12 protein-coding genes and 1 pseudogene are annotated in these 13,502 nt (G+C 64.8%); 9 read left to right on the top strand and 4 right to left on the bottom strand.

All coding sequences use genetic code 11. From position 1 onward, the window contains the following. Positions 1 to 30 precede the first annotated feature (30 nt). The gene (locus HWX62_RS01410; RefSeq protein WP_175930785.1) at positions 31 to 1,239 is read left to right on the top strand and encodes an ATP-grasp domain-containing protein; all 1,209 of its coding nucleotides are present in this window, start codon (positions 31 to 33) and stop codon (positions 1,237 to 1,239) included. On the opposite strand, the gene HWX62_RS01405 is transcribed toward HWX62_RS01410, so the two are convergent. Then, entirely contained in the window at positions 1,231 to 2,502 is a 1,272-nt protein-coding gene (locus tag HWX62_RS01405) for an MFS transporter (RefSeq protein WP_244135917.1), read from the bottom strand. The two genes, HWX62_RS01410 and HWX62_RS01405, sit on opposite strands and share 9 nt — an antisense overlap. A gap of 2 nt (positions 2,503 to 2,504) precedes the next feature. Here HWX62_RS01405 and HWX62_RS01400 point away from each other — a divergent pair, with 2 nt between their 5' ends. Together HWX62_RS01400 and HWX62_RS01395 are read left to right on the top strand one after the other, a co-directional pair. Next, entirely contained in the window at positions 2,505 to 3,398 is an 894-nt protein-coding gene (locus tag HWX62_RS01400) for a LysR substrate-binding domain-containing protein (RefSeq protein ID WP_175930787.1), read from the top strand. Between the two features lie 94 nt (positions 3,399 to 3,492). Then, positions 3,493 to 4,806, top strand: coding sequence for an MFS transporter (locus HWX62_RS01395; RefSeq protein ID WP_175930788.1), 1,314 nt, complete (start codon positions 3,493 to 3,495; stop codon positions 4,804 to 4,806). A gap of 215 nt (positions 4,807 to 5,021) precedes the next feature. Here HWX62_RS01395 and HWX62_RS01390 read toward each other — a convergent pair whose 3' ends face one another. Continuing rightward, entirely contained in the window at positions 5,022 to 5,636 is a 615-nt protein-coding gene (locus HWX62_RS01390; RefSeq protein ID WP_175930789.1) for an NIPSNAP family protein, read from the bottom strand. 96 nt (positions 5,637 to 5,732) lie between these two features. On the opposite strand from HWX62_RS01390, the gene HWX62_RS01385 reads away from it, so the two are divergent. Beyond that, a complete protein-coding gene (locus HWX62_RS01385; protein ID WP_175930790.1) occupies positions 5,733 to 6,653 on the top strand; it encodes a LysR family transcriptional regulator in 921 nt (306 codons plus the stop codon). A gap of 115 nt (positions 6,654 to 6,768) precedes the next feature. Here the strand turns inward: HWX62_RS01385 and HWX62_RS01380 are convergent, their stop codons facing one another. Further along, a complete protein-coding gene (locus HWX62_RS01380) occupies positions 6,769 to 7,872 on the bottom strand; it encodes an alpha/beta hydrolase (protein WP_175930860.1) in 1,104 nt (367 codons plus the stop codon). A gap of 207 nt (positions 7,873 to 8,079) precedes the next feature. Here HWX62_RS01380 and HWX62_RS01375 point away from each other — a divergent pair, with 207 nt between their 5' ends. The 3 genes and pseudogenes from HWX62_RS01375 to HWX62_RS01365 all read left to right on the top strand — a co-directional run bounded on the left by HWX62_RS01375 (position 8,080) and on the right by HWX62_RS01365 (position 11,074). Next, a complete protein-coding gene (locus tag HWX62_RS01375) occupies positions 8,080 to 8,709 on the top strand; it encodes a TetR/AcrR family transcriptional regulator (protein ID WP_175930791.1) in 630 nt (209 codons plus the stop codon). Between the two features lie 44 nt (positions 8,710 to 8,753). Next, positions 8,754 to 8,888, top strand: a pseudogene (locus tag HWX62_RS01370) (DUF2867 domain-containing protein); the annotation flags it as partial. Further along, positions 8,873 to 11,074 (top strand): DUF3857 domain-containing protein, encoded by a 2,202-nt coding sequence (locus HWX62_RS01365; protein ID WP_175985066.1) that lies wholly within the window; start codon positions 8,873 to 8,875, stop codon positions 11,072 to 11,074. The pseudogene HWX62_RS01370 and the gene HWX62_RS01365, both read left to right, overlap by 16 nt. Before the next feature lie 86 nt (positions 11,075 to 11,160). On the opposite strand, the gene HWX62_RS01360 is transcribed toward HWX62_RS01365, so the two are convergent. Beyond that, entirely contained in the window at positions 11,161 to 12,081 is a 921-nt protein-coding gene (locus HWX62_RS01360) for a LysR family transcriptional regulator (RefSeq protein ID WP_175930793.1), read from the bottom strand. Between the two features lie 81 nt (positions 12,082 to 12,162). Between HWX62_RS01360 and HWX62_RS01355 the strand changes: the two genes are divergently transcribed. Then, a complete protein-coding gene (locus HWX62_RS01355; RefSeq protein WP_175930794.1) occupies positions 12,163 to 13,113 on the top strand; it encodes a 2-dehydropantoate 2-reductase in 951 nt (316 codons plus the stop codon). Continuing rightward, positions 13,110 to 13,502 carry a VOC family protein gene (locus HWX62_RS01350; protein WP_175930795.1) on the top strand — a complete coding sequence of 131 codons (393 nt, stop codon included), beginning with the start codon at positions 13,110 to 13,112 and terminating at the stop codon, positions 13,500 to 13,502. The genes HWX62_RS01355 and HWX62_RS01350 overlap by 4 nt, the downstream gene beginning before the upstream one ends.

Below are 13,502 nucleotides of genomic sequence, written 5' to 3'. Positions count from 1 at the left end.
TCTTCTTCCGCCCTCGATCAAGGATCCATCATGAAGCGACTCATCGTGATCGGCGCACGCGCCACGGGCAGCAGCGTCGCGCTGGTGCGCGCCGCCCTCGCGCGCCAGGTGGCCGTGACCGTCATCACCGCGCCCGGCCACCGTCTCGACGGCGTGTTTCCCGACGGCGTCGAGACCGTCAACCTCGCACCCGACGCCGGCCCGCTCGCCGGCTGGCTGCGTGCGCGCTTCGCGGACGAACTCGACACGCTGCGCGTGACGACCGCGCACGACACCTATGCGCGCACCGCGGCCTGGGTGGCCGACGCGCTCGGGCTGCCCGGCCCCGATGCCCGGAACGTCGCGCACGCGGTGTCGAAGTCGAACCAGAAGGCATTGCTCGCCGCGCACGGCATCCCGGCCGCGCAATTCGTCGCGGGTACGCTGGCCGCACCGGCGGCGCTCGCGGCCGCGGCCGCCCCGTTGCGCTTTCCGGTCGTCGTCAAACCGTCGGAAGGCTCCGCGAGCGACGGCGTGCGCCGCTGCGAGGACATCGCCGCCGTGCGTGCGCAGCTCGACGCGCTCGCCGCCGTGCAGGCCGACGCCCCCTCGCTTGCGACCGAACGCGTCGTCGTCGAGGAATTCCTGGAAGGCAGCGAATACTGCGTCGAGTATTTCGACGGCCGCTACGTCGGTGCGTTGCGCAAGCTGAAACGGCATGGCGCCGGTTTTCTCGAACGCGGGTACACGTCGGAACTCGATCTCGACGCCGACACGCTGCGCGCGCTGATCGACGTGGGCGCGCAGGCGACGGCCGCCGCCGGGCTCACGTGGGGGCCCGTGCATCTCGACTGCATCGTGCACGACGGCGTGCCGCACGTGATCGAGCTGAATCCGCGCATCGCGGGCAGCTTCATCTGCGACATCGTGCGCGACGGCTACGGCTTCAACGTGGTCGAAGCGTTGCTCGACAAGCTCGACGGAAAGACGGTGACGATCCCCGAGCTGTTCGAGCCGCACGCGTATGCGCGCGCCGAATTCCTGCTCGACAGCGATCCCGGTGCGTGGCGTTTCGCGCAGGCCGGCGAGATCGACGACGGGGTGCTCAGGATCAACTACGGGCCGCAAGTACTGCCCGATCGCGAACGGCGCGCGTTTCTTTATGTGCGGGTTGCGTTGCCGGTTGTGCACGGTGCGGCGGACGACGCGGGCTCGGCCGCCGAGCGCGGTGAGTTGAAATCGACTACCGAGTCAGCCTGACTTCGGGCGAGCAGCGTCGGCGGCCGGCGTCGCCCGCCAGAAGAAAAACACGAGCGCGCCGGCGCACGCCTGCGCACCGACGACGAATGCGACGCAGCCCAGCCAGCCCCAGCGATTCCAGGCAGGAACGGGCAAGACCGAGCCGAGACTTCCGCCAAAGTAATAGAAGGAAAGGTAAATGCCGATCGCCGTCGATCTTGCATCCCGTGCCACCCGCGAGATGAACGCATTGGCCGACGCCTGCTCGACGAACACCGCGGTCGAACTGAGCGCGAGCCCGGTCAGGATCGCGATGACACTGCCCGACAGCGTCAGCAACGCACCGACGATCGCGAGCCCGGTCGCCGCAAGGGCGAGGTCGCGCGGGCCACGTTGCGCCGCGACGCGCCCGGCGAGCGGCGTGACGACGACCGCGACGAGAAATACCGCATAGATCGCGCCGATCTCGACCGTATCGAAGCCAAACGGCGCACGGGCCAGTCGCAAGCCGACGAAGGTGAACGTCGCGACCTGCGATGCGAGCACGCATGCGCCGACCAGAAACGACGCGAGCAATGGGCCGTGCGTCAAGCGCTTCCAGCGCGGCGTCGATGCGCCCTCGTCATGCGGCCGCGCGGCGCCGGACGCCGGCAGGCACGCGTGGATCGCGACGCCCGTTGCGAGACACAGGAACGCGATGACGTCGAGCGCGTGACGCCAGCCGAACGCGGACGTCAAGGTATTGGTCACGAAGCGCCCGGCGAATCCGCCGAGTGTCGTGCCGGCGACGAAGAGCGCACTGACTTCCGTCGCCGCGTCGTGGCTGAAGTTCTCGCCGATGCAGGCGATCGAGATCGCGAAGATGAACGGCATCAGCATGCCCGCGGCAAAGCGCGCAGCGAGGAACGATGAAAAGCTCGCCGCGTGCGCCGACCAGAGAACGGGAAGCGCGCACGCCACGGCGGCGCACGAAATGACCGTCCGCCGATCGAAGCGGGCGGCCAGCGCGCCGACGAACGGAGCGATAATGGCGACCGCCAACGTGGTGGCGCTGATGCCCTGGCCGGCTTGTTCGGCGCTTACGTCGAATGCCGCGGCGAGCTCGTGCAGGATGCCCTGAGTCGAATAAAGATTGAGAAATGCCGCAAACCCGCACAGGAAAAATGCGAATCGAATGGTTCTGTTGCCCACTGATGACGCCCTATCTGGTTTGCGTGACAGTCTGACGAGTGGGCGACACGCGTGCCAATACTGTTTTCGTCGCCATTGATACCGAAAAGACAAGAATGCTCGATCTACGCCGCCTCCGCTATTTCGTGACCGTCGCCGACGAATTGCATTTCGGACGCGCGGCGCTGCGCTTGCGTATCGCCCAGCCGCCTTTGACGCGCCATATCGCCGCGCTCGAAACCGACCTCGGCATCCGGCTGTTCGAACGATCGACACGCGCGGTACAGCTCACGCCGGCAGGCGCGCTGTTTCTCGAACACGCGAGGAGCGTCATTCATGCAGTCGACGAGGCGGAGGCAACGGCGCGCAAGATGGCGCAAGGCATGGTCGGCCGCGTCGTGATCGGCTATGCGAGCTCCATTCCGATGTCCGACGCGTTTTCGGACATCATCCGCAATGTGAGCCGCAGCATGCCGGAAGTCGAGTTGGCGTTTCGGGAAGTATCGACCGCGAGTCAACGCCAGCAGATCGCCGACGGCACGATGGACGTTGGATTCGGTTGGGCAGCGGCGAAGACGTCGGGGGCATGCATCGAGTCCCTCGTCGTGTCGCGGGAGCCGCTCGTCGCCGCGGTTCCTGCCCAGAGCAAGTACGCGAGCAAGGCGACGATCGCGTTCAGTGAACTCGTCAACGAGAACTTCGTCACGTTCCCGGCGGGTTACGGTTCCGCGCTGAACGCGGCGCTCGAGGATCTGTGCGCCCGTGAGGGCGTTGCGCCGCGGATAGGGCCGACCGCGTCGCAGATCACGACGCTGGTGTCGCTGGTGGCAGCGGAACGCGGCGTCGCCATCGTGCCCGGCTTCACGTCGACGTTGCAACGCTCGGGTGTCGCTTACGTGCCGCTTGCGACGCCGCATGTTCTCGAATTGGTCGCCACGTGGTCCGAACCGTTCTCGTCACCCTGCGTCGAGCAGTTCATCGCGTTCGCCAGGTCGATCGCAGTCGGATAGGGCTTGTTCACACTACCGCAAGCCTTCAACGATCAAGGCGACGTTGGCAAACGCGATGAACATTGCATCGAGCTTGTCAGAAACTGGAGAACGAATGGCACTGAATCTTCGCGCTATCGGAAATGTCCATCCGGCACTACGAGCGATGCTCGTCGGTGAGGTACTGACCACCCTGGCTCAAATGATCAGCCTTATTGCGATCCCGTGGTGGGTGACCCAGCAAGGCGGCGCACAGGATCTCGTGAGCTACGGCATCGCCATTGCTGTGGTCACGTTCGTATCGCAACCGCTCGTCGCTCCGTTCAGTGAGCGCTATGCCAAGCGAACACAGTTGATTTTCGGTATCGCGGCGACGGCAATCACGGGAATGCTGCTCGCCGCGGTCGCAACGATCGACGGCTACAACTTTCACGTCGTCATCGCCGTCAGCCTGGCTGCCGTCGTCGCCAACGCCTTTGTCAGCGGCGCATCGGCCGCCATCACGCCCGAACTCGTGCCGCCGGCAGAGCTACCCGAGGCACTCGCGCTGCGCAAACGCGCCGCTTCGGCTGGACGTCTCGTGGGCCCGCTTGTGGGCGGCGCTTTGCTGGCGAGCGTCGGAACGGCCGCAACATTCTGGACCTATTTCGGCCTGCTCGCGCTAGCCACGTTCGTCCTTTGCATGCTGCCGCGGCCGACCAGCAAAGAGCGCCGCGCCGCGACCGGAGGAACAGCGCAGTGGTGGATCGAGTTTACGGCCGGAATGAAGGCTAAGTGGGCCGTGCCGATCGAGCGAGGCTGGACGCTCGTGAACTTCCTGGTCTGGGTCTTCATCGGTCCCGCGTTCAATCTTTTCGTGCCGCTGAAAATCAGCGCCCTCGGCCTGTCGAGCACGTGGATGGGCGCCTGCGAAGCGAGCATCTCGGTTGGCATGCTGCTCGGCAGCTTCGGCATTTCGACTTATCTCGTGCACCGCTTCGGCCGTTACCCCGTGCGCGTGTGTGCCGCCGTATCGGAAGGCATCCTCTTATCGGTGGTCGGGATTGCCCACCAGTCCTGGCTTTTGATTCTGGCGTTCGGCTGCGCCGGCTTCGCCAACACGATCATGGTGCTAGTGGGCTCGACACACCGGACGCTCGCTATTCCGAAGGAATTCAGGGTGCGAATGACGTCCGTCAACGCGATGAGCACGCAGGTTGCGAGCGCATTGGGGCCGCTACTCGCCGGCATTGCGCTCGCTCATTGGCCGCTCCCGGCCGTTTATTCCGGTTTTTGCCTCCTAGCCTCACTGATGGCGGTGGGATTCGTACTGATACCAAGATCGCGCGAGTTTTTCGAGCTCGATCACGATCAGGTCGTCGATTGGTATAGACGCGAGTACCCCGAGGGATTTGCCACACCCGGCGTAACCGACCCGTTAAGTCGATAACGTCCGTCGACATTGCGGCCACCGGCGGCCGGTGGATCGTCCGCCCTATTTCGCCCAAGCGGGAAATACGTGACAGCCTGGCGCAGACATCATTGATCCAGGGAAAACCGAGCAATCGCAGCAAGGCCAGTCGGCGCGTCGCAACATGGCTTCTCGATGCCGTATCCGCGGCTATCGCTTGGCATCGCTTGCCGCATCGGTCGCAAACGGCCCATTCAATGCAACGGCGACCACGTCTCCGGCAGACCGATCGTCGACGTCGCCCGTTCGATCTGTTCCGGCCCGCCTGCCGGCGGCCACAGACCCTCTGCGTAATGCCGCTTTCTCAACGCCATGCGTTCTTCCAGACTCGAGAATCCCCAAATGTGCGTGATGCGCGGCGGTCCATCGAGCGCGTACATGTTGCAAACGAGATGCGACGTATAGGCCTTGGCCGGACCGACCGCACGTTCCCACGCGGAAAGGGTCGGCGCAATGCCGCCGGCTTTCAGCCAGTAGCGACGAATCTCATAGAAGCCACCCAATGCGCGCGGTTCGATGTCGGGTAGAAAAGGAAACAGCGCATAGCTTTCCATGGCCAATCGAACGGATTCGCTTTCAATCCCGAAAGGTCGCTCGGCACCCAATGCGCGATCGCGTTCATGCTGCAATTCATCCATCGTCCCGAAGCCGCGCAGCACGACAATCCGCGACAGCTCACCGATTTCCGTGCGCCATGCGCCAAGCAGCCGGCCTTGCGCGTCGGCATCCGATACCCAGCGATGCGCATGGCGGGACACCCTGTCCTGGTCCAGCAGCGGACACGACAACGTCGCGAGTTCATACGGCATGTCTGCTCTCCTTTCATTCGTCCATCGCAATGTATGTCCAAACCGGTGGCCGATAAACGCGCGTCACCTTGAAACAGAATCCAGTACCATTGCGCAATGGATCTCCTCAAGGCGATGGCCGTATTCGTCCGCATCGTGGAAACCGGTAGCCTGACGGCGGCCGCGCAAGCGTCCGATCTGTCGCCGACCATGGTCGGCAATTACCTGCAGGCTTTGGAAAATCGGCTTGGCACGGTCCTCGTTCACCGCACGACCCGCAAGCAGAAAGTCAGCGCGTTCGGCCACGCTTACTACGAGCGATGCGTCGAGATCCTCGGCCTGGTCGACGACACGGAACAGCTTGCGCTCGATCACCTTGAGCAGCCGCGAGGGCGTTTGCGCGTGACCGCGCCCGTCGTGTTTACGAACGAGTGCCTGATTCCCGCGCTCGCGGACTATTACCAGCGCTACCCCGGGATCAGGCTCGATATCGTCGCAACCGACTCGCTCGCCGACCTGTTCGACGAAGGTTTCGAGGCAGCCATTCGCATCGGTCAGCTCGCCAACCCGGATGTCGTCGCGCGTCCGCTGGCGCCATACCGGCTGGTGCTGTGTGCGTCGCCCGCTTACGTTCGCGAACACGGCGCGCCGACTACGCCGCATGCACTTCGCGAGCATCATTGCCTGACGTATGCGTATCCGCCCCGATCGGAATGGCACGCAGCGCAATCCCGATGGATGCTGAAAGGCCCGGATGGGCCGATGAGCCTCTCCGTGGACGGCAGACTGAGAATCGACAGCGCGGATGCGTTGCGCCGGGCCGCATTGCAAGGGCTGGGTATCGCGATGCTGCCTTCCCTGTTGATACACGACGACATTCGCGACGAGCGCCTGATCGAAATCATGCCGGACTTTGCCGCGCCCGAGCGGTCGATGAATCTCCTTTATTTGCGAGAGCGGCAGCAATCACCGAAGCTTCGCAGCTTTACCGAATTCGTGGTCGACCGGTTCGGCGCCGAAACGGCCTGTCGCGCCTGATGCGGCTGCCGCCGGTCGCGAAAGGCGCCGTATTCCATCGATACGCGCGATTTCGACCCGATGCGGATTTCCGCCCTCGTCCCTCGCGGTCGTTCGTCCGCGCCGGCCCCCTGCTTCACGCCTTCGCGAAAGCGAGCAGGCGCTCGCCGAGTTTGTCCGGTTGCTCCTGCTGGATCCAGTGACCTGCGCCGTCGATCAGCTCGATGCCGCGCATGTTCGTCGCCGCCTTCGTTCTCATCAGATCGAGCGCGCCCGGCGCCGAATAGGTGCCCCAATCGCGCGTGCCGCCAATGAAGAGCGACGGAACGTCGATCGTCCTGCCCGAAAACAGGCGCAGCTCGGCGTTCAGGTCGGGATCGGACAAGACACGATACGCCTGCAGCGCGCCTTGAAACCCGGTGCGGCCGTACTCCGCCGTGTACACCGCGAGTTCCGCGTCGGTCAGCCATTTGCAGGCGAGGATTTCGGCGGCGGACGGTTCGAAGGGCGCGACGGTTTCGGGCATCGTCTTGCCGAGATCCATCACGTAGTACGTGGGCATTTGCGCCAGTTCCGCGGCAGTGAGCGCCTTGAGCGGATGCGGCTTGTTGCCCGGCCAGTCGGCGCTCTTGACGTAAAAGAATGCTCGCAGGAACGCGGATAAACCTCGAGGCGGGTGCCACATGTCCGGGTTGGCGTTCCGGGTGCTCAGGTATTGCTGGTAATACGCTCTCGGGGGATCGAGCGCGGCAAGCGCCGCCGCCAGTTTCCGACCTTCGCCGTTCGGTCGCGCCGGCGACATCTCGCTGCGCGCCGTGTCGAACGCAAGCGCGGGCGGGCCCGGGAACGGTGCGCTCATCAGCACCACCGACGGAAAGACGTCCGGTCGCACCAGCGCGCAATACGCGGCCACGGGCGAGCCGAGGTCGTGTCCTACGAGCATCGACGTCTGCCGATATCCCAACGCCGACACCAGTCCGAGCGCGTCGCGCGTCATATTCAGCAGGCTGAAGGGCTCGAGCGGGGCGTCGTAGTCGTTCGCCCAGCCGGTGGTACGCCCATACCCCCGCTGATCGGGCGCCACGACGTGGTATCCCGCGTCGGCCAGGATGGGCATCAGATGCCGCCAGCCGTAGGCCAGGTCCGGAAAACCGTGCAAAAGCAGCGCGAGCGGCCGGCCGGTGCTTTCATGACCGGCCTCGAGAATATGGACATCGAGGCCGTTCACCCCGTGGATCATGCGCGAACGCACCCCTTTGGGCAGCGTTCCGGCAGCGTAGGTCGACATGGCCAAATCACCTTCTCCTGTCGGGTTTGCACGGGCGGGCCGAAGCCAAGCCGCCACCAGGCCGGCCGCGCCCATCGCCAGGACCGCTCGTCGCGGCGCCGAGGGCTTGCTGTTGTCGACGGGCATCGTGGCACTCCGGAATAGGGTGATCACCATAGTATGGCGATCGCCATAGCCCGGTCAAGCGAAACGTGGTACTTTTCCGCCATGACACGCAAGACTGACGCGCGCGCTCGCGCGATTGCCACGGCCGAACGGCTGTTTCGCATCCAGGGCTACACCGCGACCGGACTGACCCAGATCCTCGAAGAAAGCGGTGCGCCCAAGGGATCGTTCTACTTTCACTTTCCCCGCGGCAAGGCACAACTCGCCGAGGAAGCAATCGACCATTACGTCACGAATCGAATTGCCGTCTTGCAGAACATCTCGGCCGATACGACCGGTCATGCGCTGAATTTCGTGCGTCGGCTCTTCAGCACTTTTGCGGCCGAAATGGTCGCCGCGGATTTCCAGTACGGGTGCCTGATGCAGAACCTGGCAAACGAACTGCCCGCGCTCGATGCTGAACTGACCAAGCGGGTTGCGCGGGGGTTTGCCGATTCGACGGAAGTGATTGCGGCGCATTTCAGGGGGTGCGGTTTCGCTTCCGCGCGCGCATCGTCAGCGGCGGCCGCGTTGGTCGCCGCGCTCGAGGGCGCCCGCACGATCGCCCGTCTGGAACGCTCGCCGGCGGTGTTCGACGCGCTGGCAGAGGTCGGCAGCCAAGGGTGGGGGGCTTCCGGGGGGTAATCCTCCGCGATGTTCTCGCGACGAGCCGTGCCGTGCGCAGCGCGCTGACACTCACCACGCTCGTTTTCTACAATCGCCCGTTGGGCCGCGTTTATCTCGGCGTCATCGCACCTTTTCATCGCCGCGTCGTGCGGTCCTCGCTCGATCGCGCGCAGGCAATTGGATGGCCCGGCCGGTAGCCGTCCTCCCCCGCTACGCCCGATTGGCGCGGCTTCGCATCGGCGGAGTCGTCAGCCATTCGCGAGCGTCGACATTGCGTGCGCGCGTCCAGCCGCGCCAGGATACGAATCGTTTACGAGCGGCCCGGCAATCAGCTGACAAGAACCTGTCGACGCAAACACCACACGCAAATCAACGCCGAATTCGCAGCGCAAGCCGTAGCGGCATCCTCTTCGTCGTGGTAGCTTCTTGCGTCCTCCTCGCCGGAGGAAAACAAGAAATCGAGAGGGCCGTCCACATGCAGATTCCGCGAGACCGTCGATCCATTTCAATCGGCCGCATGATCCGGGTACACGTCGCCGTGGCGGCAATCGCAACGCATGCAACGGTTGCGTATTCCGCCGACTTCTCTCCCGCCATCACCGTCTTGTCCGACGACAGCGTCTACACCGTGAATCCCGACGGCTCGTCGATCCATGAACAGGCCAGGTCGATCCGCATGGAGACGGAACAGGGCGTCAGATCGTATGGTCAGGTTTCCTATCGATATAGCCGCGAGTTGCAGAAGTTCGAGGTGCTCGAAGCCTACACCACCACGCGCGACGGCGTGCGGATCGACGTTCCTGCCAATGCGATCTTCACGCGTCAAAGCGCGTCGAGCGTCCACGCCCCCAGCTTCGACGACAACCTCGTCAAGACGATCGTCTTTCCGGGCGTCGAGCCCGGCGCGACCGTGACCATGCGCACGCGCGAGACGCAGGTTATGCCGCTGTTCCCCGGGCAGTTCTCCGCCGACGACACGTTTCCGAACAACAAGCCGATCCGGAACGCCAGCATCACGATCAATGCGCCCGCGTCGATGACGCTGCACGCGGACGTCGTCGACATGCAGGGTGGACAGGTTGCCGCCGATGTCGATGGCCGGCAAACCTGGCGCTGGACAATCAAGGATGCGCCTGCGCAACCGTTCGAAGCGAATGGGCCGAGTATCGACGATCGCAGCCCGCGACTCGCGATCACGACATTTCCGGATTACGCGGCGCTCGGACAAGCATACGCTGCCCGTGCGCTGGCACAGGCGACGGTTACGCCCGACGTACAAGCGCTGGCCGATTCCGTCACGAAGGACATCGCCAACCGGCGCGATCAAACCGATGCCCTGTATCAATGGGTGAGCCGAAACATCCGCTATGTTGCCGTGTTTCTCGGTTTCGGCGGCGTCGTCCCGCACACCGCGCAAGACGTGTTGCACGCACGCTATGGCGACTGCAAGGACCATACGACGCTGCTGCAGGCGCTGCTGGCAGCAAAAGGGATCGCGAGCAGCACGGTACTCGTGAATGCGGACACTCGCTATTGGCTGCCTTCGGCCGCCAGTCCGCTGGCCGTATTCAATCACGCGATTACCTACGTTCCCGAATTCGACGTCTACCTCGACTCGACGGCAGGCACGGCCCGCTTCGGTACCCTTCCCTTCAACGAGGAAGGCAAGCAGGCGCTGCTGACGGGCATCGGCGATGCGCCGTCTCGCTTGGTCGTCCTTCCCGTTGCACACTCGGACGCCGATACGGTGACGGTCACCACGCACACCACGCTCGACCCACTCGGCACAGTTCGCGGCAGCAGCAAAGTCGAAAACCGCGGCGAATACGACTGGAGCGCCCGCTCGGTGTTCGCCCGGATGCCGGCAAGTGTCGAACCGTTGTTTGCGCAGGCGTTCCTCACCGCGACCGGATCGGAGGGCACCGGCCGCTACCGTCACGGCGACGTCGACGATCTGCGCACTGCGTTTTCGTTCTCCGGTGTATTCGAACTACCGGACTACACCCCGCTCCCCGGCCCCGGCGCGATGCGCGTCCCACGAGGACTCGGCGGCTTCGACACGATTGCCAGTGCCTTTGACGGGGCGGGTTCGGCCAGACGAAAAACCCCGCTGCTGTTCAAAGCCGGGCGCTTCAGCGAAATCACGAAACTGCAGTTGCCACCCTCGCTGAAGGTGTTGAGCCTTCCGAAGCCCGTCACGGTGAATTCGCCGCTCGGCACTTATACGTCATCCTATGCAATCGAAGGCAGCACCGTCAGCGTGACCCGGACGCTCGAGCTGAATTCGCCGCGGCCGTATCTGCAACCGGACGAGTACCCCGAATTCCGAAGCATGGCCAGGTCGATCAAGCATGACCTCGCCGCGCAGATCGTCTATCGATGATCGGATTGCAGGCTCGACCGGAACCGAACTCGACGCACCGCAACCGCACAACCACCGGCCTCCATCGCGACCGCCGAAGCCGCCGTTCAAGGCGAAGCGCCGAACAGTCGAATCACGACGCCGCGCAGCCATCGGTTGCCGGCCTCGTGGTGATAGCGTGCATGCCAATGCTGCCGCACCGCGAAGCCTTCGACGGGAATCGGGCATGCATGCACCGCCAGCTCGCTGGCCTGGGCCAGCGTCTCGCCGATATGACGCGGTAGCGTCGTGATCAGGTCGGTCGTCTGCACGATCGCCCCCAGGCCCAGAAAACCCGGCAATTCCAGCACCACGTCCCGCTCGATGCGCGCCTGCCGCAGCGCCTGCTCGAGGAGTTGCGCCCCCGTTCCCGCCGTAATGGCGACATGTCCTTCGGAACGATACCGCTTGACGCCGAGGCGACCGCGAATCCGCGGGTGATGCCGGTTCACCAGACAAATCCAGTCCTGGTCGTACAGCTTCTGCTGGTAAATGCTGCCGCCCAGCCACGGCACATAGCCGATCGCGAGATCGGCTTCGCCGGATTCGAGCGCGCGCTCCGTATTGCCGTCGATCCGTGCGGCTTCCAGCCGCACGCCGGGCGCCTGCGCACGGACATGGGCCAGCAGCCGCGGCAGCAGCGTGATGTGGCTCGCGTCGGTCATGCAGATGCGAAAGCGCCGCTGAGCCGTCGCGGGATCGAATGCGATTTCCCACGCAGTGAAGCGCCGCAAGGATTCGAGGATTTCCCGGCAAGGCCCGATCAGCGCGTCGGCTTGCGGCGTCGGCGCCATGCCGCCGGGTGTGCGGATGAAGAGCGGATCGTGCAGGTATTCCCGCAAGTGCCCGAGCCAGATGCTGACGGTCGGCTGGCTCTGGCCGAGTTGTTCGGCGACGCGCGTCACGCTGCGCACGTCGTACAGGAGATCGAACAGCTGGAGCAGCTTCAGGTCGGGCAGATCGGCGGGCATCGTCGCATTATTGTCCATGGCAATGACGTCATTGTATCCATTGCATTGCCGGCATGAGCGACAGCACCTATCGTGAGGCCATACGTCAAGGAGACACCATTGAAAATCGCGATTCTGGGCGCCGGTGCACTGGGCTGTGCGATCGGCGCCACCCTCACCGAAGGCGGTCACGAGACCTGGCTGATCGGTCGCTCGCCCGCGCACGTCGATGCGATGCGTCGCGACGGCCTGCGGGTCGACGATGCCAGCGGCACGCGGCAGGTGCGCGTCCATGCGACGGCCAACGCCGCCGAAGTCGGCGCGGCCGACCTCGTGGTGGTGCTCGTCAAGTCGTTCCACACCGATGCCGCGATCCGCGGCGCCCTGTCGCTGATGGGCCCGGATACCGTCGTGCTGTCGCTGCAGAACGGCCTCGGCCATGAAGACATCCTCATCGACGCCGTCGGCCGCGAGCGCGTGCTCGCGGGTAAGACCTACGTCGGCGGCGTACGGCGCGGGCCGGGTCATATCGAAGCCGGCGTGATCGGCAAAAACACCTACATCGGCGAACTCGACGGCCGCATCACGCCGCGTATCCAGGCGATCGCCGCGGCGTTCGATGCCGCCGGCCTCGCGACGACGATCAGCGACAACATCGTCGGCACGATGTGGGACAAGCTGCTCGTGAACGTCGCGACCGGCGCGCTGACGGGCCTCACCGGCCTCACCTACGGGCAGCTCTACGACGAGCCGCTGCTGAAGGCGACCTCGCTCGCGGCCGTGGCCGAGGCGATCGCGGCGGCGCGGGCGGCCGGTGTCAAGCTGTCGATGACCGATCCCGAGCAGGCATGGACGCTCGCCGCCGAGGGGCTGCCGGCAGCCTTCAAGACGTCGATGCTGCAAAGCCTGGAGAAAGGCTCGATCACCGAGATCGACTTCATCAACGGTTCGGTCGTGCGCGCCGGGCAACGCTACGGCGTGCCGACCCCGGTCAACACCACGCTCGTCGCCTGCATCAAGGGGCTGGAGCGCGCGATGGCCGATCGCCAGCGCGAGGAGGCCGCAGCATGAACGCCACGAAAGCCTATCTCGAACACGTCGCGATCTGGGTGAAGGACATCCACTGGCACATCCGTTTCTTCGAGGAAGTCCTCGGCATGACGCTGCGCGAAGTGGACGGCACGCTCGACGCACCACGGCAGTACTGGACGCTCGGCGGCCTGCAGTTCATCCACGCGCCGGAACACGACGGCCCGGAGGGCCGGCTCGCCCACCTCGGCGTGATGTGCGAAGACCTGGAGGCCGCGCTGGCCGCCGCGCGGCGCTTCGACGTGACCGAGATGCCGCAGGGGCGCAACTGGATCCGGCTGCCCGACGGGCTCGCCGTCGAACTGATCCAGGCCCGGCCGGCTTCCTGCGTCGCGCAGGCGCTGGCGATCAACCCGCGTGCGGAGGCATGA

It is taken from the genome of Burkholderia sp. BCC0506 (assembly GCF_902833145.1).
Taxonomy (GTDB): Bacteria; Pseudomonadota; Gammaproteobacteria; order Burkholderiales; family Burkholderiaceae; genus Burkholderia.
This window is presented reverse-complemented; position numbering and strand designations above follow the sequence as displayed.